Origin of the sequence: Nesterenkonia halotolerans (genome assembly GCF_014874065.1) — a bacterium.
In the GTDB taxonomy this organism is placed as follows: Bacteria; Actinomycetota; Actinomycetes; order Actinomycetales; family Micrococcaceae; genus Nesterenkonia; species Nesterenkonia halotolerans.
Genome location: NZ_JADBEE010000001.1, coordinates 1,337,987 through 1,362,293, shown reverse-complemented (window position 1 = coordinate 1,362,293; position 24,307 = coordinate 1,337,987). Strand labels below are relative to the sequence as shown.

Below are 24,307 nucleotides of genomic sequence, written 5' to 3'. Positions count from 1 at the left end.
GCCCGTGACAGTGACGGTGATCCTGGCCGCGGGCGAGGGGAGCAGGCTCGGTTCTCGGGGCAAGGCCCTGGTGAGCAGAGACGGCAGAACGCTGGTGCAACACGCTGTGCAGGCGGCGGCGGACGCGGGCACCGTTCCGTTGCTGGTGCTGGGTCATCGGGCCGAACAGGTGCGGGCTGTATTGGATGAAACGGCTGCGCTGGACGAAGCGACGGCGCTGGCGGGAGCGGAGATCGTGATCTGCCCGACCTGGCGGCAGGGGCTCTCGGCCTCCTTCCGCGCCGGCGTCCAGGGCGCCCATGACCGCGGAGCCGACCGGGTCGCCGTCGTCCTGGTGGACCAGCCTGGCATCGGCGCCGAGGCTCTGCGCATGGTCCTCGACGCGCACCGGCCCGGTCGCATCGCGCGCGGCTCAGTGCGGGGCCGCCCCACGCACCCTGTGGTCCTCGACCTTCGCGCCGCCTTCGATGCTGCCGCCGTGGCCCAGGACGACGAGGGAGCTCGACCATACCTGCGCGCGCATCCCGAGCTGCTGGACACCGTCGACCTCACCGGGAGCGCCGAGGATGCCGACATCGACACGCCTGAGGACCTGCTGCGCTGGCGCGCCGCTCAGGCTCCGGAGATCTCCGACTGATCTGCCGCCCCGCTGAGCTCGTCCTTACGCAGGGCCGCCGCGATCCGATCCTTGCGGAACGGTGTGCGCGTCATCCGGATCCCGACGGCGTCGCGAATCGCATTGCCCAGGGCCGGTGCCACGGGGTTGAAGGGAGCCTCGGACATGGACTTCGCGCCCAGAGGTCCGATGGGATCGCGGGTCTGGGCGAAATGGACCTCGGTGCGCGGCAGATCAGCCATCTGCGGGATGTGGTAATTGCGCAGGATGTCGGTGGTGACGGCACCGTGCTGGTCGATCTCGAGCTCCTCGAACATCGCCGCCCCCAGCGCCTGGGCCACACCGCCCTCGACCTGTCCGCGGCACTGCGCCTCATTCAGCACCACCCCGGCGTCGGCGGCCTGCACCGACTGCAGGATGCGCAGGGTGCCGCTGCGCCGGTCCACTGCGATCCGGAAGCCGTGCACGTTGAACGACACCGAACGGGGGGTGCCCGCCCAGGTGCCCTCGCCGGTGAGCCCGGCGGGGTCCGCTTCAGGATTGGCCGAGAGCTTCTCGAGCAGATCCTCCGCGGCGGCATGAGCTGCCTTGACCCCTACCGTGATGCCCGTGGAGCCAAAGGCGCCGGTGTCGAAGCGCACGGCGTCCGTATCGGCCTGAACCAGCTGGATCTTCTCCGGGGTGGTGCCCAGCACCTCAGCCACCACCTGGCGGTGCACGGTGGAGGTGCCGTTGCCGAACTCTGCGGTGCCCACCTTCAGCTGGTAGCGCCCGGAGCCGAGCGCGGTGACGGTGGCGTGGGAATGGTGGCCGTTGGGCGGCACGGTGTCGATCATCGCGACCGCGGTGCCGGTGCCCACCGCCCAGTCTCCGAGCGGAAGACCAGGCGCCGTTTCGGCTCCGAGTCCGCCGTGACGCTCCTCGGTGAGGAGACGCTCACACTGCGCGAGCTCCGCGGCGGTCAGCACGCCGGTGCGCAGCTCCTCTCCGATGATCTTCAGGCACTGCTGCAGCCCGTCCACCTCCACCAGCACATCATCGTGTTCTGCGCCGAAGAGGGTCTCACCCTGGGTGATGATGTTCGCCGCCTTGAAGCTCAGCGGATCCCGCCCCAGCCGGCGGGCCAGCTCGTCCATCGCCGAGTCCACGGCGAAGAGGGTCTGGCTCAGCCCGTAGCCGCGGAATGCCCCCGCCGGGGGATTGTTCGTGTAGACCACCTCGGCGTGGACCTGCTTATGCGGGGTCGAATAGAGCTGCATCGACTCGGTCACGCTGTGGAACATCACCCCCGGGCCATGATTGCCGTAGGCCCCGGTATCGGAGAGCACCTGAAGCTGCATGGACTGCAGGGCTCCCGAGGCGTCGGCCCCCACCGAGACATCGATCAGATAGGGGTGACGCGTCGTGGTCGCGGCGAAGGCCTCCGAGCGAGTGAGCTCCAGCTGCACCGGCCGGTCGATTCCACGCTCGTGCAGCGTGCGCAGCACCAGCAGCACCAGGTCCTCGGTGAGCACCTCCTGCTTGGACCCGAAGCCGCCGCCCACCCGCGGAGCGAAGACGCGCACGGCCTCCGGCGCGAGCCCGAAGATCCGGCACAGCGTGCGCCGCACCAGGAAGGGCACCTGTGTGGAGGAGCGCAGCGTGAACCGGCCCAGCTCGTCGATCCAGCCCAGGCAGCCGTGGGTCTCCAGCGCCACATGCGACGTGCGATGGGTCTCGAAGCTGCCGGTGTAGGAGGTGCCCGTCTCGCCCATGGAGGGTGCCGCGCTGTCCGATGGCTGCAGCGAGGCGAGCTGGCGCTCGGCCTGGCCGTGAGAGCTGGAGGCGACGGCGATCAGGTTCCTCTCCGGGGCCAGGATCCGGTGCGTGGCCGAGTCCTTCCCGGCGTGGACCGCGGCGGCACCTTCGTGCTGTGCGGTGCGCGGATCCAGCACGGCCGGGAGCTGCTCATAATCCACCTGCACCAGCTTCGCGGCGCGCTCGGCGTGACGGCGAGATTCCCCGACGACGACGGCGACTCGCTGCCCCACGTGGCGGACCACGTCATCGAGCACCCGGGTGTCCGCGGGGTCATCCTCCACCAGCTCATGCTGGGCGGTGGAATAGAGCTCTTCGGGGGCGTCCTCGTGGGTGAGCACCGCGATCACCCCGGGCGAGGCCAGGGCGGCGCTCGCGTCGATGTGCGTGATCCGTGCGTGGGCATGCGGGGACCGCACCACCACGATGTGCAGCGGATCCTCCGGCGGGCGCTCGCCGGCTTGGTCAAAGGTGTATGCGGCGGTGCCGGTGACCACCGCGGGTCCGGCCGGTGGGACTGGGCTCTTCCCGGGTCCTGATTCGGCGCTGACCCGTGGGGTCTGTGTGAGCGCGTCCTTGATCGAGCAGTAGCCGGTGCAGCGGCAGAGGTTGCCCTTGAACCGTCGAAGCGTGGCGGGGTCATCTGCGTGCTCGCGGTCCTCGGCGTCCGGAGTCGACCCGGCGTCTGTCTCGGTCCCAGGCTCGAGCGTGTCTGCACTGCTCCGATCAGGTGAGTAGGGGCTCTCGGCGGTGGCGGTCATCAGGAAGCCAGCGGTGCAGTAGCCGCACTGGAATCCGTGGGAGTCGAGGAAGTCCCGCTGGGACGGATGCAGCGCCGCCGCGAGGGCTTCATGATCATGGGGTGCCCCGTCCTGCTGGGAGGAGAGAACCTGGGCGGTGGCGTCAGGGCTCAGCCCCTGTACGGTGGTGACCGCAGTTCCCGCGGCGCGCTGCGCCGGGACGATGCAGCTGTGCACGGCGGTCGGCTTCTGCCCGGGCTGGGCGAGGTGCACGGTGCAGGCCCCGCAGTCCCCGGCGTCGCAGCCGCGCTTGACCCCGGCCGCGCCGGTGTCCCGCAGCCAGGTGCGCAGACACTGACCGGGATCGGCGTCCAGGACCATGTCCCTGCCGTCCACCGTGACCTGGGCTGGGTGGGCTGGCTGGGCTGGCTGGGCGGGCTCGGCGGCCGGAGCATGCGTGCTCAGCGGCGTCGGTTCGGGGAACACCGCTGGGGACGTCTCTCCACCCTGCGGCGAGATGGGGGAGGTGTGCTCCTGGTTGAAGATCGCTTCCGCCAGCTCCTGCGCGAGCCGGATGGTGACCTCGATGCGCCACTCACGGTCGCCATGGACGTCGTCATTCCACGCAGATTCAGGGACCCCTGCGCGCACGGCGGCCGCCACGCCACCCGCCAACACCACGTCGCGGGGGAGCTGCAAGATCACCGGGTGCACAGTGCTCGCGGTGATGGTGAGACGCAGCTGCTCGACGCCTTCAGCCCTGCGGGGGGCGGGGGAGGCGAGCAGCAGTGCGGCAGACCGGCCGTACCGGGTCAGCGATTCCCGCACCATCAGGGTGGGACGCGCCAGCGCACTGGCGGACACGAAGAAGGCGCGGATCAGTTCGCCGGCCTCCAATCCGGTGGACCCCGTGCCGAGCACCAGATCTGAGACGAGCGCGGTGCGTCGGGTTCCTCCGGGAGACAGGATCACTGCCTGGGCGTCCATGGCGGAGAGCCAGGAGGTCATCGGTCCCGCCGGCAGGGCGGTGGCGACATTGCCGCCCACCGTGGAGCTGTTCCACACCTTCCAGGGGGCCACGAAACACTCCGCGGCAGCCTCCATGAGTTCGATGCCGGGCAGGCCCGCAGCGCCGGTCCCGCCCAGTGAGGTGGGGGCGGCGTGGAACTGCGCGATGGTCGTCGTGGCGGCGATCTCCAAGCCCGTCCACCCGTGACCGGATTCCTGCTCGTGCCAGGTCAGAGGCGCCCATCCGGCAGCAGTGATGTCCAGAAGCCTGCGCGGTGCAGGGTTCGTGAAGTCATAGCCGTAGGAGTAGAGCACCGTGCCACCGGCAAGCCAGGAATCCCCGGGCCCGAAGTCGTCAGGATCCGCGGTGCTCAGGGTCGTCTCAACACTGATGATGTCCACGTCTCACACTGCCATTTCTCTGAAGATGCTGATGCTGCGCGGGCGTGACGCATTGATCGGTCCGTCCCGCAGATGCAGCGGCTGCGCACTGGTCTGGGCGTTCTTGGCTGCGAGGAGCTCCGCGAGCATCGAGACGGCGGCCTCCGCAGGTGTCTCGGCGCCCAGGTCCAGACCCAGTGGGGAGATGACGCGCTTCCGCGCCGCTTCGCCGTGGCCCATGGCGAGCAGTGCGGCGTCCCGGCGTGCTGCGGAGCTGCGCGAACCCATCGCTCCGATGAAGCATCGGGCTGCGTCGTCGTCGGCACGTTCGGTCCGGATCGTCCGGCTCAGCGCTGCGTGCAGCACCGGCACGTCGAGATCTGGGTGATGGGTCATCACGACCACACCGGTCCAGGCCGCGGACTGGTCCTCCAGCAGCTCGGCGATGACCGTGCCGGGATGCCCCACGTGCAGCTGCGCCCCGGCGGGGACCCGTGCGGCGGTCCCGAAAGCGGGACGGATCTCCACCAGGTGGACGTTCCAGCCGATCTGCAGCGCAAGCTGAGCCAGCTGGACGGAGAAGTCATGGACTCCGCTGAGAATGAGTCGGGGCGCGCCGGCGCGCTGTTCGTGGACGTGCAGTCGGGCGCCTGCGTGGTCGGTGACCGTGCGGGTCAGCTCCGCCGGGAGGTGCGGGTCTCTGCTCGCGAGCTCGCGCAGCGTCTTCAGCTCGGCGGTGACAAGAGGCTGGATGAGCACCTCGATCTCACCGCCACAGGTCAGCGCGATGCCGAGACCTGCCTGACCGAACGGGGTGCCATCGGGCCCGAAGGATTCCCTGCTGATGGTCCCCGCGGCGATCGCGTCCTGGGCGGAGGCGGCCACCGAGGACTCCACGCAGCCCCCGGAGAGGGAGCCGATGATCTCCAGATCGGTGGAGACCGCCATCGAGGTGCCCACCGGGCTGGGCGAGGATCCATGCACCGAAACGATTGTTGCTATCGCCCAGTGTTCGGGGTCCTCGAGGCAGGAGCTGTAGGAGGTGATGCGGTCGAGCATGGTGCCTCCTCCGGGAGTGCGCGGCGCTGCGGCCATGAGCGGGAATCGTGCTCCAGCTTAGGCAAGCGCGGGTTACAGCGCCGTTACGCGCTCCGGCATTTACATATCCGTAACCGAGTCGAGTGAAGGAAGAAACATCTGTTTCATAGGTTGGGGGCAATCTACTTCAGGAGGACGGATGCCCCCCGCCACACTGCGCGTCGACACGCTGATCACCAACGCCTATATCGTGCTGGAAGCCTCCGGCGAGGGTGCCTCCGCGCAGCAAAAGGCCTTGGAAGCCGGGCGCGAGATCGACGGTGGATGGATCGCACTGGCTGCCGGACGAGTCCACAGTGCGGGGCCGAGTGCGCAGCCCGCGCCCTCGGCGGATCGCGTGATCGACGCCGGCGGCCGGCTCGTGACCCCGGGACTGGTGAACACTCACCATCACATGTACCAGAACCTCACCCGTGCCTTCGCGCCGGCCATCAACGGGAGCCTCTTCCAGTGGCTGACCACGCTCTATCCCCGCTGGGCAGCACTCGACGAGGAATCTACCTACCTCTCCACCTATGTGGCCTGCGCCGAGCTGCTGCTGGGTGGCTGCACCACCTCCTCAGACCATATGTACGTCCACCCCAAGCCCAACCTGATCGATGCACAGGTCAAGGCCACCACCGAGATCGGCTTCCGGTTCATGGCCAACCGCGGCTCGATGACCCGCTCCGTGGAGGACGGCGGGCTGCCGCCCAAAGAGGTCGTGCAGGACGAAGACACGATCCTTGCTGACTCGGAGCGGCTCATCGAGGCCTTCCACGACCCCACTCCCGGGGCGATGACCCGGGTGGCACTGGCACCGTGTTCGATGTTCTCAGTGAGTGAGTCGATCATGCGCACCACGGCAGAGCTCGCCGAGAAGCACGACGTCCGCCTGCACACCCACCTCGCCGAGGACAAGGACGAGGACACCTATGCGCTCGAGGTCTACGGGCGACGCCCGGTGGAGTACTTCGAAGACGTCGGCTGGGCCACGCCGCGTTCCTGGGTGGCCCACTATGTCTACGGCAATGAGGAAGAGAATCGCCGTCTGGCTGCAGCCGGCGTCAGCGCGACCCAGTGCCCGAGTTCGAACATGATCATCTGCGGAGACGCGGCCGACGCAAAAGCGCTGCGATCGATGGGCATGTCGGTGGGAATCGGCTGCGATGGCTCCGCCTCAGCCGATTCGGCCAACCTATGGATGGAGACTCGCGGAGCCCTGCTACTCGCTCGACACCGCGGAGGACCTGCCGCTTTCTCCGCGCGGGAAGCGTTGAACATGGCGACCCTGGGCAGTGCGGCGAATCTCGGCTGGGCTGACGAGATCGGGCATCTGCGTCCCGGGGCATGTGCGGACCTGGTGATGTGGGAATCAGCCCCGCTGTCTCAGACCGGGGCCTTCACAGACCCCGTCGAGGCATGGCTGCGCTCCGGACCTGCCCGTGCCTGGCACAGCTTTGTGGCTGGAAGGGCACTCATTGAATCCGGTGAGTTGAAGCTCTCCGGTCTCGAAGACATCCTTCCGCGCCATCGCGCCGCCGCGCGCACAATGCAGGGCCTCGATTGATCTTGCACTCCACGTCCACCGCAGCACCACGCAGCAGCTGAAAGGCTCTCATGACATCGACCCTCTACATTCCGGATCTCCTCGTTCCCATGACCTCTCCTCTGGGGGTCCTCACCGGGCATGCTGTTCTTGTCGAGGACAGCGTCATTGCCGCGGTGGGGCCGGTGGAACAGCTCCGCGCCGAGAAGCCCGGTGTCACCGAGGTTCGTCTCGATGATCAGGTCCTCATGCCAGGGTTGGTCAACACCCATCACCATTCTGGGATCCTTCGTGGTACGGCAGAGCATCTGCCTGTCTGGGAGTGGCTCCGTGTGCACATCGACCCCATGCACCGGGTTCTGCGCGCGGATGAAGCCCAGACGGCTGCGTATCTCTGTTACGCAGAGGGGCTTCTCGCCGGGACGACCACCACTGTTGATATGTGGCGCTACATGGACGGTTGTGCTGAGGCCGCGGAGCAGCTCGGTAACCGCCTCGTGACGGTGAACTATGTCGGGGAGCACCCTGAGCACGACTACTTCGACACCCTCGATGACAACGAACGAATGCTCAAGACCTGGGGCCCCGGTGCAGGCCGCGGAGACGGACGAATCATCCCTTGGGTCGGGTTGGAACACCCCTTCTATGCCGACGATGCCGGGCTCGCCCGTGCAGTGGAGCTGGCGCAGAAATACGAGACCGGTCTATACACCCACTGCAGTGAATCTCAGCTGGACGTCACCGAGTTCCACGCTCGGTATGGCAAGCGACCGGTGCATGCGTTGAAGGATCTCGGTTTCTTCGACGTGCCGCGCACTGTCCTGGCGCACGCAGTGTGGTTGGACGAGTCCGAGATCGCCTATATGGCCACGCAGAAGGCCGGGGTGGCTCACAACCCGGTGAGCAACATGAAGCTCGCCAGCGGGATGGCGCCCGTGGCCGACATGCTCGCCGCAGGCATCCCTGTGGGCATCGGCACGGATGGGGAAAAAGAGAACAACAACCTGGACATGTTCGAGGAGATGAAGGTCTCCTCTCTGCTGGGAAAGCTCCGCAGCATGGACGCAGCAGCGATGGATTCCTGGGAGGTGCTGACCATGGCAACTATAGGTGGAGCTCGTGCCCTGGGTCTTGACCACCGCATCGGTTCGGTCGAAGTCGGCAAACAGGCGGATCTCATCGCGGTGCGTACCGACACCCCACGCATGACGCCGCTGCTCTCAGAGGGACGCTACGCAAATATCCACCACAACCTTGTCCATGCCGTCCGTGGCAGCGACGTCAGCCTCACCATGGTCGACGGCCAGGTCATCACCAGAGACGGTGAGCTTCTGAGTGCCGAACTGCCAGAACTCATCAACGCAGCACGCCGGGCCGTTCCCGGTCTCTTTGAACGCCGCAGCCAGTACCTCGCTGCAGTGGAAGCCGGAGAAGCGGCAGCAATCACCGCACGAGGGTCTGAAGACACCGCCGCCCGGATTTGAACCCGGATCTTGCACCCAACATGTCACTGACACCTAGGAGAGACCAATGAGCACACTTCGCAAAAACACCCCATGGGCCCGCAGCCTCACAGTCGGAACACTCAGCCTTGGACTGCTTGCCCTGTCGGCCTGCGGCGGAGGCGCCGCCGCCGAGGACGAAGCGTCCGAAGATGCCAACTACGGTTCGATCGACGTGCCGCTGTCCTGGTTGCACACTGCGGAATTCGTCGGCCTCTATGAAGCCATCGACAACGGGTACTACGAGGAGAACGGATTCGAATCGGTCAACCTGATCCCCGGCGGACCATCAGCAACACCGTCCACCGTGCAGGTGGCTTCCGGCGCGGGCCTGGTCGGATGGTCGAACCCGCTGCTGGTTGCTTCGACCATCGAAGCAGAGGGTGAGGACGCACCGCTGAAGATCATCGGTTCTGTCTTCCAGGACATTCCCTACACCGTCGTCACCATGAGTGACAATCCGGCCACAGAGCCGGATGACCTCATCGGTATGAGCGTCGGTGTTCCACCGGCGAATGAGCCGGTCTTCAACGCCTTCCTCGCGGCCAACGACCTCGAAGGCGAAGTGGAGGTGGCTTCCATCCAGGCCGATACGCAGCCCTTCCTCAACGGTGAGATCGACGCCTACTTCGGCTTCGCCACCAATGAGCTGATCAGCATCGAGATGGCTGGCTACGACGTCGAATCCATGATGTTCGTGGATCACGGACTGCCCTTCTCGGGTGGTTCGCTGGTGGCCACTGAGGAGAACATAGAAGAGAACCGGGAGGAGCTCAAGGCGTTCCTGGAGGCTTCCATCCGAGGGTGGCAGGATGCGCTCGCAGATCCTGAAGAAGCGGCACGGACCACCGTCGAAGACCACGCGGCAGACCAGAACCTCGACTACGACCACCAGCTGCGGACCGCTGAGACCCAGGCCGAACTCATCACCTCCGAGTGGACCCAGGAAAACGGCCTCTTCACGATGTCAGACGATGCCATCTCCGACACTCTCGACGCCGTGGAAGCAGTGGGCTACGACGTGCCCGAGGATCTATTCGATCTCAGTCTTCTCGAGGAGATCTACGAAGAGAACCCCGATCTCATCGAACATCCTCTTCCGTGAAGATCCTGAGCGAGAACCAGCAAGGAGAACGACGTGATAGCAGAGACCAGCCTCCACAACCCCGTTGCGGACACCGACAGCATGCACTTCACCGGGGACGGCATCAGCCTCAGCGGACTGAGTAAGATCTTCGGTTCAGGGTCGAAGCAGGTCACCGCTTTGGAGGACGTGAACCTTGCCACCGGGCGGGGGACCTTCCTCTCACTGCTCGGACCATCCGGCTGTGGAAAATCCACGATCCTTCGGATGCTCGCGGGCCTCGAGGAGCCGAGCTCAGGCGAACTTCGGATGGATGGACAGTCGCCCGCCGAGCTCCGCGCGGGCAACCACCTGGGAATCGCCTTCCAGGACTCGGCTCTGCTGCCCTGGAGAAGTGTGGTCTCCAATATCCGGCTGCCCCTGGAAGTGGCAGGGATCAAGCCCGAGCCCGGGTTGATCCAAGGCCTGGTCGATCTGGTCGGGCTCAAAGGGTTCGAGAAGGCACGGCCTGCTCAGCTGTCCGGCGGTATGCGCCAAAGAGTGTCGATTGCGCGAGCCCTGGTCGTGAAACCTTCGGTGCTGCTTCTCGATGAGCCCTTCGGTGCGCTGGACGACATGACCAGGCAGCGATTGAACATGGAGCTCCTGAGAATCTGGACCGAGAAGCCTGCGACGACGCTGATGGTCACCCACGGCATCGCCGAAGCGATCTTCCTCTCAGATGTCGTTGCGGTCATGAGTGCTCGCCCCGGGCGCATCCTAGAAGTCTTTGAAGTGGACCTTCCGCGTCCACGCACGCCCGAGATGCAGCGCACCCCAGAGTTCCACGCTCTGGTGGACCATGCTTCGGATCTGCTCTTCGGGCAGCCGGGGCAAAGTGGTGCCTCATGAGTCTCGGTTCAGTGGTGGTGCCCGGGCGAAGAGCTGCTTCAGGAGTCAGTTCAGAGACTGGTCGGCGGTCCACCTTCACACTCCCACGGTGGGCTCCCGGTGCCATGGGACTGCTCGTCGTTCTGGCGGTCTGGTGGGTCGTCGGCGCTCTGAACCTCGTTGGACGCGGCGCAGGCGGGAACGTCTCAGCGGTCCCCACTCCGCCCGAGGTGCTTCAGCAGCTCGCGACCGATGGATTCTCCTTCTACTGGCGCAATGCCTCAGTGACTCTGGCCGAGGCCGGAATCGGCTTCGCCGTCGGCAATGCTCTGGCAGTAGCAACGGCGAGCCTCGTCCTGCTCGCACCCTGGCTCGAGCGTCTCGCCACACAGATGGCGGTCATCACCTATTGCCTCCCCCTGATCGCCATCGGCCCGGTGATCTTCGCTGTTGCTGGACCACCGCTGAGTGGGGAGCCCTCGATGACGGCTGCAGTGCTCGCGGGCCTGTCCGTGTTCTTCGTGACCGTGGTGACGACCATCCAGGGGCTGAAGGCAGCCGACCCCTCGGGCCTCGACGTCATCGCCGTCGCAGGGGGCAATCGCTTTCACCAACTGCTCAAGGTTCAGCTGATCACGGCAGTGCCTTATATCTTCACCGCGCTGAAGATCGCCGCCCCGGCAGCCGTCTTGGGCGCCATCCTCGGTGAGTTCGTCGGCGGCGTCGACAGTGGCCTCGGGCCAGCGATGGTCAGCGCGCAAGAGACGCTCAACGTCGAACGACTCTGGGCGCTCGCCCTAGTCGCGGTGCTAGTGGCGGGTGCCGCCTACGCCGTCATCGCTCTCGCAGGTCGCTTCGTGGCTCCATGGGCAGGAAAGGGGTCATGATGCAGAAGATCCTCATGACAGTCAGGCCAGTGGCAAGTCTCGTGCTCTCGCTGGGGCTGATACTCATCGCGTGGGTGGGCTTGCTTGCATTCTTCGACGTCTCGGGCATCATCGGCAAGGGTCCGTTGGACGTCTACGAGTACCTCTTCGTAGAAGAAACCGCTGCCGAGAACCTCGCACTGGTCTGGTCAGACTTCCAGGTCACCATGGCGGATACGCTCATCGGCTTCACCGCCGGGCTCTTGGTGGCCCTCGTGGTGGCAATGTTGTTCCAGCTCTTCAAGGGTTTCGAGGCCGCCATGATGCCGCTCGCGATGATCTGCCGTTCAGTGCCGCTGGTTGCTATGGCTCCAATCATTGTCCTCATCTTCGGCCGCGACTGGCTGTCCGTGGCGGCAATGGGCACGATCGTTGTCATCTTCCCGGCACTGGTCACCATTGTCGAGGGGCTGCGTTCGACCTCTCCGGCGATGTCCGAAGTCGTCCAGGTGTATGGCGGAGGACCGGCCACCGTGCTGCGCAAAGTGGCGATGCCAGCTTCCGTTCCGTCCTTCTTCACCGCCACCCGCGTCTCCATCCCCGGCGCGCTCACGGGAGCTCTGCTGGCGGAATGGCTGGCGACCGGGGACGGCATCGGGTATGGCATCTTCCAAGCCATCGCGAACACCGAGTACGACAGGCTATGGGCCTCGGTGCTGGTTGTGACTCTCGCCTCGCTGCTGCTGTATTCGGTCATTGGTGTTGTGGAACGCGTGGTGGCTCGCCGGACCGGGATGGGACTGGACGCGTAGATGAGTGAGAAGGACTCCCTTTATCCGAGTTCGGAGGAGCTGGCGATCCTGCGGGAGGTGGCCGCGGGGAGACGGACCCCAGACGTGATCATCCGCGGAGGCCTGGTGCTTTCACCGGGCACCAAAGAATGGCTGCAGTGCGACGTCGTCATCGCGGGTCGCCATATCGCCGCGCTCACGCCCTGGGACCACTTCTCGACGGCCGGCCAGGAGCTCTCGGCGCACGGTCAGCATGTGGTGCCCACCTACATCGACGCACACCTGCACATCGAATACACGAACCTGACTCCTGGTGAACTGGCTCGTCTGAGCCTTGCCAGGGGAACGGGGACGGTGCTGACCGACCCCAACGGAGCGGCGAACGTCTGGGGAACCGCAGGAATGGACTTTCTGCTGCACACCGACACGCCGCTTCGGATCTTTCAACAGGTATCACCCACGACGCCTGCCTCTCACCTGCTCGAACGCGGAGGAGCGGTGATCCCCGAAGAGGAGGTGCACGGCCGTCTTCACCAGGACTCGACACTTACCCTTGGCGAGGGCAACCCTTTCGACTACGGCGAAGTATCCACGGCCCGGTTTCGTGCCGCTCTCGCCGCTGGAAGGCGTATCACCGGACATACCGCCGCGCAGACGCACGAGTCACTCTGGGGTTACCTGGCTGCCGGGGTCAGTGATGACCACAACTCCTCCACGTTGGCGGAAGTGCTCGAGAGGACGCGGCTTGGTGCCATGATCACGGTGATGGCATCATCGCTGGCCGATAACACCACAAAGATCTTCGCCGACCTCGAAGGCTTGGAGCCGGCACTGGAGAACCTGTGCTTCTGCGCCGACGACAAGCACGTGCTGGACCTTTCCCGAGAGGGCCATATCGATCACCATCTGCGGCAGGCCATGGACGCCGGAATTGATCCCCTCATGGCGTACCGCATGGCGACGATGCACCCGGCGCACTACTACCGTCTGGACCAGATACTCGGTGTCGTGGCGCCGTCGCGTCTCGCAGATCTGCAGATCATTCCTGACCTCCGTGAGGCGCTGCCGTCCGTGGTGCTCGCCGGTGGAGCGGTGGTGGCGCGCGACGGCTCTGCCCTCTTCGAGAACTCCGACGAGCTGCCAGCCTGGACTGCAGACACGATTCGGCTTCCCGAGAGCCTCGATCCTGAGATGTTCGTGCTCGGCGCACGCACCCGGCGCGGGCAGGTGCGGGTGCGCGCCATGGAGATGTACAACGGCTATTTCAAACAGGCCTTCACTGCAGAGCTGCCGGTTCAGCAAGGACACGTCCAGGCTGATCCTGATCAGGATGTGCTCAAGATTGCAGTGGTGGACCGTCACCATGGCACAGCAGACACCGGTATCGGCTTCGTCCGTGGATTCGGGCTGACCCACGGGGCCCTCGCGATCAGCATGAACTGCCCCAACATGAACATCGCGGTGGTGGGCGTCGACGATGAATCCATGCTGCTCGCCGTCGAAGCCCTGCGCGCTATGGGTGGCGGTTACGCCACGGTGGCCCACGGGGAGGTCACCGCCACTGTGCCGCTACCTGTAGGCGGCATGATGAGCGCGGTCAGCTTCGAGGAGACCGCCTCGAGGCTAGAGCGGGCACACCAGGCAGCTGCGGCACTCGGCTGCCCAATGGCTTCCCCGTTCATCATCCTGTCTTTCGTCGGCCTCTATGTGGTGCCCGACTACGGCATCACGGAATGGGGTTTGATCGACACCCCCGCACAGGAATTCATCGACGTCCTGCTTCCCGGACTCAGTGAGTCCTGCGGCCACGACTGACCACTCCTGACCCAGAAGTGCATCTTTGAAGGATGATGACGATGTTTAGGCGAGCTTCACCGGCCGGGGTGCCCCCGGCCGAAGAACATTGGATCCAGACGATAGAGGAGCTCGCGCAGACCTTCGGTTCGACCGCCGAGACCGACGACGCAGAGGCACGGCTGCCGCGTGAACACCTCGAGGCACTCTCCCGCTCAGGGCTTGATCGGGCCATGCTTCCGTCCAAGTGTGGAGGAGAGGCGCTCTCCTACGCCACCCTGGGTCAGGTTGTGCGGACGCTCGCCCGTTCACACCCTGCGGTCGCCACCTTGTGGCTGATGCACATCGGAGCTGTTCATGCCCTGATCACGCAGTCCGAGCCGGACGTGGCGGCGCACTTCGCCGCGCGGCTCATCAACGGTGACCGCTTTGCCAACGCACTCTCGGAACCGGCAGGAGGCAACTACTTCCTGAACTCACAGCAGGACGCCGAGCCCATGGAGACCGGGTGGTCCTTCTCCGGGCGCAAGATGTTCGTATCGGGATCCGAAGTTGCAGACCATCTCCTCCTCGGGGCTCGGGTCGAGGGCGAACCTGCCTTCTTCGGCGTGACAGTTGATCAGACGCTGAGCTTTCCACCGATCGACGAAACCGCGGGAATGCGAGCCACCCGCAGTCGGAGCATCGTGTTCACCAACACGAAGCTGCTCGAGAGTCGACGCTGTGGTCCGCCGTTGTCCAGCTACACGAACCTCATCACAGCGGCCTTCGCCTTCATCTCCGTGGGAATCGCCGAGTCGGCGCTCGACGCCCTTGAGGCTCATGCAGTCTCCCGCCGCTCTCCGGAAGGAGCAGTGCTCGCCGATGCCGGCTGGGTCCGCTCCGAGACGGGCCTCATCTGGGCGCGCGTAGAGGCGGCGCGATTGATGGCCGAACGGACGATGTGGCTTGCTGACGCCGGATCAGCTCAGGGAACCGCGGCCGCGACTGAGTCGAAGCTCCTCGCGAACGACGTGGCAAAGGATGCGGCCGCGCTCGCGGTCAAGGTCTGCGGGGGTACGGGGTATCTCATGCGTTCACCCGTGCAGCGCATCTTCCGGGACGCCCAGGCAGGCGCGATCATGGCCTACTCAGCGCCCTTCGCCAGCGAACTCGTCGGCGGATGGATGCTGAGCGCAGAACTCTGACCTGACCTTCCCCTCAGGAGAGCAGTGCATGTCGCAGGGCCAGAGCTGCGCCGTCGAAATCCGCGAGTAGACGATTTCTCTGCTGCTCTGGACACCATGACACTTCAAAGCCTCGCCGGGCGATCTCAGTCGCCTCCTGCTCGGTGATGCCCATGGCGGGTAATGCCTCCACGTATTCACGGGCCAGATCCGTCTTGAAGAACACCGCGTCGTCAGTGGCCAGCGTGACCGGCAGACCAGCGCGAATCATGCGAGCGATCCTGTGCTCGGGAGTGAGCTCCCAGCCCGAGAGCATCACAGTGGAATGGGGCGTGCAGGTGAAGCTCAGCCCAGTGGCCTTGATTGCAGCCAGCGACTCGGGGTCATCGATCACTCGATAACCATGATCGATCCGATCAAGCCGAAGCTCGATGGCGGCGGTGACCACATCACTTGGTGAGGCTTCCATGGTCTCTCCCACATGAGCGGTGCAACGAAGCCCCGACTCGCGTGCAAGTCGGTACGCTTCGGCGAAACGCAGCGGATCCTCAGACTTCTCCGGCGTCAGATCATCCTGTCCGATTCCCAGCACCTCCTTCCTGGGATGTTCCACGACTGTGCGCACCAGGTCCACGGCGGCATGAGCAGGGAGCGAGCGGTTGATCCCGATGACGATTCCGAACCCGACACCGAAATCACGTTCGGCGGCGCTCAGGCCGCTGATCATGGCATCAATGACAGTGGGATAGTCCATCGCCGGTCCTGGGCGACCAAATGCACCCCGTACAAAGTTGTCGGGATTCACGAAGTACTCGCGGTAGCGCAGATTTGCCTTGGACACCGCGTCTTGGGCTCCTTCATAGGCAATCCGCGAAATCTCCTCAGGAGTGGTCAGAGCAAGGTGAGCAGCGTTGAAGACATCGAGGAAATCGGCAAGGCCCGAATAGTCGAAGAGCTGATCGAGATCGAGAGTCCTCAGTGGCACCCCATGGGCCTGGCAAAGCTCCAGGAGCGTCTCTGGGCGCATCGTCGAGACGAAATGGCAGTGCAGCTCTGCCTTCGGAAGAAGCTGCAGGTAGGTGCGCAGAGCGGTCACGAGAAGACCTCTTTTCAGTGCCAGTGAGGTAGAAACGAGTGTTTCTTGGGGTCCAAACTCTACGCAGAGCACTGTTACCCAGATATTACGTCTTCGCCCCGTCGCGCCTTTTACCCGCGTGTAACAGGAGAGCGAAGTGGGTGAAATATTCGTTTCATAGAGTGTGGGTATTCCCACATGGGGGATCACTGATGAGGAGTAGCCCAATGCATACACGCACCCGTTCCCACCGATACAGCCTCACCGGTCTGGCCGCCCTGGGCGTGCTCCTGCTGACATCCTGTTCGGGCGATGAGGCCGCAGCGGACAGTGAAGACGGAGCCGCGGGCCAAGCGAGCTATGGAGCGCTGGAGATCCCCCTCTCCTGGGTCAAGACCTGGGAGTTCGCAGGCATGTATTTCGCCGAAGACAGCGGCTACTACGAAGACGCCGGCTTCGAGTCCGTCAATCTGATCTCCGGCGGTCCCTCGGCCACCCCTGCTGCAACTCAACTCGTCACCGGCGACAACCTCGCCGCGATGTCCAACCCCATCGACACTGCCTCCTTGATCGAAGCCGAGGGCGAAGACGCACCGGTCAAGATCATCGGGTCGGTCTTTCAGCAGAACGCCTTCTCGATATTCTCCCTCGCAGACAACCCTGCCGAGGAGCCGGCCGATCTGGAGGGCATGACCGTCGGCGTCGCTCCCGGCAATGAGCCGGCCTTCTATGCCTTCCTGGAGGTCAATGACATCGACGAGGAAGATGTCGAAGTCGTCTCGATTCAGGGGGACGCCGGAGGACTGCTGACCGGTGAATTCGATGCCTCCATCGGATTCGCAACAAATCAGGCAACTGCGATCGAGCTTGAAGGCGCAGAGGTTGTGAATATGATGCTTGCCGATCACGGTCTGCCGTTTGCCGCGGGCTCCATCGTCACCACTGAGGAGAACATCGAGGAGAACCGCGATGAGTTGAAGGCCTTCCTGGAAGCGACCATTCGCGGTTGGCAGGAGGCATTGAATGATCCGGAAGCCGGAGTGGAAATGACCGTGGAGGATCACGGCGCCGATCAAGGTCTGGACCCGGAGCATCAGCAGCTTACGGCCGAGCGTCAGATGGAACTCATGACCAACGACTGGACCGATGAGAACGGCCTGCTCACGATGAGCGATGACGCCATAGACGACACCCTTGAGGCTGTCGGAGCGGTGGGTTACGAGCTCCCGGACGACATCTTTGACATGACGCTCATCAACGAGGTCTACGAAGAGAACCCGGACCTCATCGAGTACTGATCGACTGGTACAGGAAATAGCTTTTCCCGGTCACCCGACCGGGGAAGCCCCCACCCGCCCGTCTGACGGTGACGATTCAGGTTCTGCGCAGTTCCTGAGACAGGGTAGCGGCCTCCGAGCGGAGTTCCCGCGGCGCTGATCTCCCAGGAAGTGACCATGACGCCGATCCCAGACACGCTGGCGGGACTCTCCCTCAACCCGGTCGAGCCGAGTACCACGGCGGCCGCAGATTTTCTCGCCCGGGGGCCCAAGGGTCTGCTGATCGACGGCAGGTGGACCCCGGCCGCCGATGGTGCCGAGTTCCCCACTGTGGATCCGGCGACTGGTCGACAACTCGCCATGGTGCCGAGGGCCAGCGCTCAGGACGCAGAAGAGGCCGTGGCTGCCGCACGGGCCGCGCTCAAGTCTGGTCCGTGGGCTGCCAGCACGCCGGAAGACCGATCACGGATGCTCTGGCGGATCGCGGACCTGCTCGAATCCCACCTGGAGGAGTTCGCGGCGCTGGAATCTCTGGATCAGGGCAAGGTGCTCGCCACTGCTAAGTTTGGCGAAATTCCAGGAGCAATCGCGCAATTCAGGTACTACTCAGGGGCTGCCAGAGCTCTCGAGGGGACGACGGTCCCCACGTCCCTGCGGAGACAGGGTCCGGATAAGCAGATTTTTGCCTATACCGTGCGAGAACCGGTGGGGGTCGTGGCGGCCATCGTCCCATGGAACAGCCCGCTGCTGATGGCTGCCATGAAGCTGGCCCCTGCGCTGGCAGCAGGCTGCACCGTGGTGCTGAAGCCTGCCGAAAACACGCCCCTGACCGCTCTGCTCCTGGGCGAGCTGCTTCTCGAGGCAGGGGTGCCGGCTGGTGTCGTGAATATCCTCACTGGATTCGGGCAGGAGGTCGGAGCGGCATTGGCCACCCATCCGGACGTGGACAAGATCACTTTCACCGGATCCACTGCGGTCGGAAAACAGCTCGTGGGTGATGCGCGCAGCAATCTGAAGCGGCTCACCCTTGAGCTGGGCGGGAAGTCACCGGCCATCATCATGGATGACGCCGACGTCGCGCGCGCCGCGGCCGGGGTATCCCGGGGAATCTTCGACAACGGCGGTCAGGTCTGCGTGGCCAGCTCGAGGATCTACGCGCATCGCTTGGTCTACGAGCAGGTGCTCGAGTCGATGGTGATACATGCGGAGTCGCTGAACCTGGGACACGGGATGGACCCCGCCGCGGGCCTGGGTCCCCTGGTGAGCAGAGCTCAGGCAGATCGAGTGGATACCTATGTGGCAGCTGGCCGTGCCGCCGGTGTCTCGGTGCTCACGGGAGGAAAGCAGGGTGGAGCTGAGGGCACCTTCTTTCAACCCACCGTGCTCAGCGGTGTGGCCGAGGACTCTCCGCTCATGCGTGAGGAGATCTTCGGACCTGTGGCGGTGGTGACGCCATTCGATGACCCCGCCGAGGTCATCGAATGGGCGAATGACTCCCGCTACGGGCTGGCGGCCAGCGTATGGACCGAGGGTCTCTCAAATGCGCACAGAATGGCCGCGGAGATCAAAGCGGGAACTGTTTGGATCAACTGCCACTCCTACTTCTCCCCGGAGCTTCCCAAGGGCGGCCATAAACAATCCGGATGGGGCTACGAGAACGGAGCCCTGGGGTTGTCGAACTATCTCGAATCCAAGACCGTGTGCGCGGTGATCTGAGGAGACCATGAAACACATCAGCCTGGGTGTCTTTGAGATGCTCAATCCCAACAACGGGCTGCCGACCTGGACCCACCCGAACGCGAAAGCGAAGAGCTGGGACCAGATGGGGTACTGGGTGCGGACGGCGAAGCTGCTCGATGACGCAGGATTCGATTTCCTGTTCTTCGCCGACACCTACGGCTTCCCCTCTGTCGCTGGCAGCGTCCCCGATGAGGTCCTGCGTCATGGGATTCAGTTCCCGGGCCTCGACCCCATGCTGCTCATCAGCGCGCTGGCTCAGGCAACGTCGCGACTCGGTTTCGTGGTGACCTCTCCGACCACGGTGGAGCATCCCTATGCGACAGCACGACGGTTCGCCTCCCTGGACCACTACACCGGTGGGCGCATCGGGTGGAACGTCGTCACCGGGAGTTCACAGACGACGACGGACCGTCTCTTTGGGCTCGAAGGTCAGCAGGCGACGCACGACGAGCGCTATGCCCGTGCCGAGGAATTCCTCCAGGTCTGTTCCGCCCTTTGGGAGACCAGTTGGGAGCAGGATGCGGAGCAGCGGGACCAGGTCACGGGCACCTACGCGAATCCAGAGAAGGTCCACGACGTGTCCCACGACGGCGCCTTCTACCGCTGCCGTGGCCCCTTTGCCGTCGCCCCGGGGCCCCAGCGGACTCCGGTGCTTTTTCAGGCGGGCACATCATCGCGGGGCCGAGCTTTTGCCGCCGCGCACGCCGAAGCAGTCTTCATCCAGGGTCAGACCGCATCCCAGGCTGCAGACCAGGTCGCCGCAATCCGGAAGTCAGCAGGTCAAGCGGGTCGCGCACCGGAATCGATCAGAGTCATCTCAGGCATGACGGTGGTGCTGGGCGCGTCCCGCGCACATGCCCAGGCGCGCCGGGAAGAGATGGAAGCACTGTACGACCCTGCCGACGCGGCTGTGCTCTTTGCCGGGATGACGGGCATCGATCTGCGTCGGTTGGAAAGCTCCGCTCCGGTGACCGAGGCCGTGGCGGCAGGTCTGGACTCTCAGCAGGGGCAGACGCTGATTGATCGCTATGTGAGGCCTGGAGCACCGGTGCCGACCATCGGAGAGGTTCTCGACCGCTTTCGGCTGCAGGCGTTGCGCGGATTCCAGCTCACAGGCACCGCCGAAGAGGTGGCACATCAGATCGAAGAGCTGGTCGCGGCCACCGATATCGACGGATTCATGTTGGAGCCCACCTTCGGTGACTCGGCTGTCTTCGCTGAGTTCGCTGAGACGGTTGCCCCGCTGCTTCGGCAGCGTGGCCTTCTTCCGGCGCTGCCCACGCAGGACAGCCCAGTGCCAACCCTGCGTGAACGGGTTATCGGTTCAGGCCCTCATCGTTCACTCGCCACCCCATCGAAGGAAACAGGTCACTCATGAGACAAGAAGCGGTCGACGCCGTGATCAGCGGCCTCAAACACGCGGGAGTCGAGGTCGTGTGCTACCTCCCGGATTCATTGCTCAAAGAGCTCTACCCCGCGCTTGACGCTGATCCGGATATCAGGACCATCCAGGTCACCAATGAGGGTGAGGGGGCTGCGATCTGCGGTGGAGTCTTCCTCTCCGGCAAGCGGGCGGCGCTGATCATGGAGAACTCGGGATTGCGTGCTTCCGTGGAGCATCTGGCTCGACTCGGTCTCGGTGCGGGCATCCCCGTCATCATGATCATGAGCCACCGCGGCGATCTGGGTGAGAACAACTGGTGGGCCATTCCGCATGGGATCACGATGGAACCCATCCTGGATGCCCTGAGGACGCCCTACCGGATAGTGAAACAGACCGATGAGATCACGCAGGCGATCCAGGACAGTTATTCCTGGTCCTACAACGCGTACCACCACTCAGCCGTCGTGCTCTCAGGAGGAATCGTCCGATGATGAAGCGTTATGAATGTATGGAGCGGCTGGGTGCACAGCTCGACGACGAGCTCGTGATCCTCTCCCTCGGTGGGGCGGTCGACGAGTGGTACAACGCAGCACCGCACATGCGGGAAGGCTCCCTCTTCCAGCAGCAGCTGGGGTGTGTCACCGGCGAGGCGCTGGGCCTGGCCATCGGATTACCGAACCGGCGCATCGTCTCCCTGGACACCGACGGGGGGTTGCTCTTCAACTTGGGCATTCTTGCAACGCTGGGCAACGAAAGTCCGGAGAACCTCTTCGTGGTGGTCTGGGACAACGAGAGCTATCAGTCCATCGGGGGGCCCAAGACGCACACTGCCTCCGGGACAGTGAACCTCGCGGAGATTGCCCGAGGCTGTGGGATTGAGAAGGCCTTCGTCGTGGACAACCTTGAGGACTTTGAGGATCACTGCCGAAAGGGGTTGGCCGCGCGGGAACCCTATGTCGTCGTCGCCAAAACCGACGGGATCCTCCAGCCGGGGATCGGTCGCAAGCACTCAGACGGCAGGGAGGACAAGTACATCTTCGTCCGCCACGTGGAGAAGACCGAGGGGATCAGCATCATGGGTCCCAGCGAGCACAACTGATGTCCCCGAACCCAGGCCCGCTGGGCGACGAACATGCTGAATACGACATCATCATCGCCGGAGCCGGTTCCGCGGGGTGCGTGCTCGCTCGGCGTCTGGCCGAAGACCCGGATCTCTCGGTGTTGTTGATCGAAGCTGGAGGCCCGGAGGAGCACCTCGCTGAGGTGCGTGAGGCTCGTGACTGGGCCGCGCAACTGGGTGGTCCGCTCGACTGGCAGGAGGTCTACGCGCCCAGCGAATCCGTGAAGGGACGCAGAATCCCCATACCGCGCGGGCGAGTGGTGGGGGGCTCCTCCTCAATCAATGCCATGCTCTGGTACCGGGGCCATCCCGATGATTACGACGCCTGGGAGGCCGCAGGGGCCACGGGTTGGAACTACCGGACTCTTCTGCCCTACTTCAAACGTTCAGAAGATTGGGTGGGGGGCGAATCCGCGACGAGGGGGTCTGGTGGCCCTATGCGGGTTGAAGTGTCGCCGGACCCCCACCCTGTGGCTGATTCGCTGCTCAGCGCAGCTGAGGAACTTGGACTTCCCGTCATCGAGGATGCCAACGGCCTCAGCAATGAAGGAGCTTGCCTCGCGAACTTCAACGCGACCACGCAGGACGGGAGTCTCCAGCGCTGGAGCGCCGCAAGGGGATACCTGCGACCGGCGGCTGCTTGGCCCAACCTGACGGTGCGCACCGACGCCGAAGTGACCGAGCTGACGTTCGAGTCCGGCCAATGCACCGGTGTTGTGATCCACCAAGAGGGGCGCAGCCGAAGCCTTCGCGCCACCCTCGGCGTAGTGCTGACGCTCGGAGCACTGGGAACCCCACGGCTGCTCATGAGGTCTGGAATCGGGCCCGCGGACCAGCTCACTGCGGTCGGGCTAGCACCGCGACTGAACCTGCCCGGGGTGGGTGCCAACTTCCAGGATCACCCACTCCTGATGGGGATGAACTTCCGACTCCGAGAACCGCGCGGACCTCTGCGCGACAACGGAGGTGGAGCAATGTTGAACTGGCGCTCCTCCGTAGCAGACCAACGTCCCGACCTGCATGCCTTCGTGGTCCAGGGTGCGCATGCCGGGCCCCAGGTCGCCTCTCGCTACGGCGTGCACCACGCCGATGAGAAGGTCTGTGCCATCTCTCCTGGACTCATGCGAAGTCAGAGTGTCGGCGAGCTGAGGCTCCTCTCCCCAGGAGGAGATCTGGACATTCAGCCGAACTATCTGGCTGAACCCGACGATATGACAGCTCTCATCGAAGGGATCGACACCGTGCTCGAGCTCGCACAGACCCAGGGATACCGTGAGCTGATCGAAGGACCGATCTCTCCTGACCGGAGGCTCTCCCGTCGGGAGGCCGAAGAGTTTGTTCGACTTTCCTGCGACACGTTCTTCCATTGCTGCGGAAGCGCCAAGATGGGGATCGACGCAATGTCAGTGGTGAGTCCAGAGTTGCGGGTGCATGGAACAGAGAACCTCTGGGTGGCCGACGCCTCAGTTATCCCCGTCATCCCGACCTGCAATATCCAGGCACCGGTGATAGCGGTGGCGGAACGGGCCGCTGTCCTCATCCGGGAAGAGCTGGCTCGGTGATGGCGGCCTTCGGCAGTCTCCGCAGCGCCGAAGAAGGTCTGGGGCTGGGCACCGCCGCGATGCAGGCCGAGGACGTCTTCGCCTCCTACCCCTCCGCGATCGCCGCGCTGTGTGCACAGACCGCGGACGGCCCGGTGGGATTCGTGGTGACCTCCTTCGCCGCCGGGGTGTCTTTCGACCCGCCGATGGCGATCTTCTCCGCACAGAAATCCTCGCGCACCTGGCAGGCGCTGCGCGGCGCTCCGAGCATCGGTGTCTCCGTGCTGGGACATGACCAGCAGCATGCCTGCCATCAACTGGCTTCCAGGAGCCGAGACCGCTTCGCGAAGCTCGACTACAGTGTCACCGACGCCGGCGCCGTGCTGCTGGCCGAGTCACCGCTGCGCATGGAGTGCGAAGTGATGAGCGAAACCCCGGCCGGAGACCATCAGATGGTGCTGCTGAAGGTCCTCGGCGCCCAGGTGGACCCGGAATCCTCTCCGCTGGTCTACCGGTCGAAGGGGTTTCATCACCTCATCTCGGCAGGCTGAGGCAGCGCTGCCCGCACCGGCAGATCCTGGCCTTCGAGGATCACCTGGGTCCCCTGGGCGCGGAGGACATCGAGCACCACCGGGGCCAGCAGGTTCACATGGGGCGCGCCGTCGGAGGTGTTGACGATGACCAGCACCCGAACATCCTCCGCCGCTGGGTCTCCCAGGAGGCTCAGCTGACCCTGGGTGCGGGGGGAGTACCCCGGAAGGTGAACCGCGGGGTCGAGCAGGAAGAGCCGGACATCCGGGAGCTCGGTGGAATCCAAGGAATACAGCCCGGTGGATCCTTCCACCGCGGTGAGCCGGAAGGTCTTCAGCGGTTCCAGGCCGGGGAGGGAGGCGGGGAAATGGATCTCGCTCAACAAAGGTCAGCCTCTC

The 24,307-nt window shown here is 64.6% G+C and carries 20 protein-coding genes; 16 read left to right on the top strand and 4 right to left on the bottom strand.

The genetic code is table 11. The features are described 5' to 3' along the window. Window positions 1–4: 4 nt before the first annotated feature. A complete protein-coding gene (locus H4W26_RS06250) occupies window positions 5–637 on the top strand; it encodes a nucleotidyltransferase family protein (protein ID WP_318779787.1) in 633 nt (210 codons plus the stop codon). Here the strand turns inward: H4W26_RS06250 and H4W26_RS06245 are convergent. Next, a complete protein-coding gene (locus tag H4W26_RS06245) occupies window positions 613–4,563 on the bottom strand; it encodes a molybdopterin cofactor-binding domain-containing protein (protein ID WP_192591238.1) in 3,951 nt (1,316 codons plus the stop codon). The two genes, H4W26_RS06250 and H4W26_RS06245, sit on opposite strands and share 25 nt — an antisense overlap. Window positions 4,564–4,566: 3 nt before the next feature. After that, window positions 4,567–5,601, bottom strand: a complete 1,035-nt coding sequence (locus H4W26_RS06240; RefSeq protein ID WP_192591237.1) for an XdhC family protein — start codon at window positions 5,599–5,601, stop codon at window positions 4,567–4,569. Window positions 5,602–5,779: 178 nt separating this feature from the next. On the opposite strand from H4W26_RS06240, the gene H4W26_RS06235 reads away from it, so the two are divergent. The 8 genes from H4W26_RS06235 to H4W26_RS06200 all read left to right on the top strand — a co-directional run bounded on the left by H4W26_RS06235 (window position 5,780) and on the right by H4W26_RS06200 (window position 15,262). Further along, entirely contained in the window at window positions 5,780–7,189 is a 1,410-nt protein-coding gene (locus H4W26_RS06235; protein ID WP_192591236.1) for an amidohydrolase family protein, read from the top strand. Between the two features lie 89 nt (window positions 7,190–7,278). Next, complete coding sequence (locus H4W26_RS06230; protein ID WP_225939618.1) at window positions 7,279–8,652, top strand: amidohydrolase; 1,374 nt, start codon at window positions 7,279–7,281, stop codon at window positions 8,650–8,652. 46 nt (window positions 8,653–8,698) lie between these two features. Beyond that, window positions 8,699–9,775 carry an ABC transporter substrate-binding protein gene (locus tag H4W26_RS06225; protein WP_192591234.1) on the top strand — a complete coding sequence of 359 codons (1,077 nt, stop codon included), beginning with the start codon at window positions 8,699–8,701 and terminating at the stop codon, window positions 9,773–9,775. Window positions 9,776–9,856: 81 nt separating this feature from the next. Next, window positions 9,857–10,645: an ABC transporter ATP-binding protein gene (locus tag H4W26_RS06220; RefSeq protein WP_192592049.1), complete on the top strand. Its 789-nt coding sequence runs from the start codon at window positions 9,857–9,859 to the stop codon at window positions 10,643–10,645. A gap of 104 nt (window positions 10,646–10,749) precedes the next feature. Next, entirely contained in the window at window positions 10,750–11,511 is a 762-nt protein-coding gene (locus H4W26_RS06215) for an ABC transporter permease (protein WP_225939617.1), read from the top strand. A gap of 14 nt (window positions 11,512–11,525) precedes the next feature. Further along, window positions 11,526–12,302 carry an ABC transporter permease gene (locus H4W26_RS06210; RefSeq protein ID WP_192591232.1) on the top strand — a complete coding sequence of 259 codons (777 nt, stop codon included), beginning with the start codon at window positions 11,526–11,528 and terminating at the stop codon, window positions 12,300–12,302. Beyond that, the gene (locus tag H4W26_RS06205) at window positions 12,303–14,096 is read left to right on the top strand and encodes an adenine deaminase C-terminal domain-containing protein (protein WP_192591231.1); all 1,794 of its coding nucleotides are present in this window, start codon (window positions 12,303–12,305) and stop codon (window positions 14,094–14,096) included. 41 nt (window positions 14,097–14,137) lie between these two features. Further along, entirely contained in the window at window positions 14,138–15,262 is a 1,125-nt protein-coding gene (locus H4W26_RS06200; RefSeq protein ID WP_192591230.1) for an acyl-CoA dehydrogenase family protein, read from the top strand. Between the two features lie 13 nt (window positions 15,263–15,275). Here the strand turns inward: H4W26_RS06200 and add are convergent, their stop codons facing one another. After that, complete coding sequence (gene add, locus H4W26_RS06195) at window positions 15,276–16,553, bottom strand: adenosine deaminase (protein WP_192591229.1); 1,278 nt, start codon at window positions 16,551–16,553, stop codon at window positions 15,276–15,278. Here add and H4W26_RS06190 point away from each other — a divergent pair. The 7 genes from H4W26_RS06190 (at window position 16,544) to H4W26_RS06160 (ending at window position 23,929) form a co-directional block, all read left to right on the top strand. Continuing rightward, a complete protein-coding gene (locus H4W26_RS06190; protein ID WP_192591228.1) occupies window positions 16,544–17,614 on the top strand; it encodes an ABC transporter substrate-binding protein in 1,071 nt (356 codons plus the stop codon). The two genes, add and H4W26_RS06190, sit on opposite strands and share 10 nt — an antisense overlap. Window positions 17,615–17,770: 156 nt before the next feature. After that, window positions 17,771–19,309: an aldehyde dehydrogenase family protein gene (locus tag H4W26_RS06185; RefSeq protein ID WP_192591227.1), complete on the top strand. Its 1,539-nt coding sequence runs from the start codon at window positions 17,771–17,773 to the stop codon at window positions 19,307–19,309. 7 nt (window positions 19,310–19,316) lie between these two features. Beyond that, the gene (locus tag H4W26_RS06180; RefSeq protein WP_192591226.1) at window positions 19,317–20,711 is read left to right on the top strand and encodes an NtaA/DmoA family FMN-dependent monooxygenase; all 1,395 of its coding nucleotides are present in this window, start codon (window positions 19,317–19,319) and stop codon (window positions 20,709–20,711) included. After that, window positions 20,708–21,208, top strand: a complete 501-nt coding sequence (locus H4W26_RS06175; RefSeq protein WP_192591225.1) for a thiamine pyrophosphate-binding protein — start codon at window positions 20,708–20,710, stop codon at window positions 21,206–21,208. Before H4W26_RS06180 ends, H4W26_RS06175 begins: the two co-directional genes overlap by 4 nt. Continuing rightward, window positions 21,205–21,816 (top strand): thiamine pyrophosphate-dependent enzyme, encoded by a 612-nt coding sequence (locus H4W26_RS06170; protein ID WP_225939616.1) that lies wholly within the window; start codon window positions 21,205–21,207, stop codon window positions 21,814–21,816. The genes H4W26_RS06175 and H4W26_RS06170 overlap by 4 nt, the downstream gene beginning before the upstream one ends. Then, entirely contained in the window at window positions 21,816–23,399 is a 1,584-nt protein-coding gene (locus H4W26_RS06165) for a GMC family oxidoreductase (protein ID WP_192591224.1), read from the top strand. Before H4W26_RS06170 ends, H4W26_RS06165 begins: the two co-directional genes overlap by 1 nt. Continuing rightward, window positions 23,399–23,929 carry a flavin reductase family protein gene (locus tag H4W26_RS06160; RefSeq protein ID WP_192591223.1) on the top strand — a complete coding sequence of 177 codons (531 nt, stop codon included), beginning with the start codon at window positions 23,399–23,401 and terminating at the stop codon, window positions 23,927–23,929. The genes H4W26_RS06165 and H4W26_RS06160 overlap by 1 nt, the downstream gene beginning before the upstream one ends. Here H4W26_RS06160 and fliW read toward each other — a convergent pair. After that, window positions 23,908–24,291: a flagellar assembly protein FliW gene (fliW, locus tag H4W26_RS06155; protein WP_225939615.1), complete on the bottom strand. Its 384-nt coding sequence runs from the start codon at window positions 24,289–24,291 to the stop codon at window positions 23,908–23,910. The two genes, H4W26_RS06160 and fliW, sit on opposite strands and share 22 nt — an antisense overlap. Window positions 24,292–24,307 lie beyond the last annotated feature (16 nt).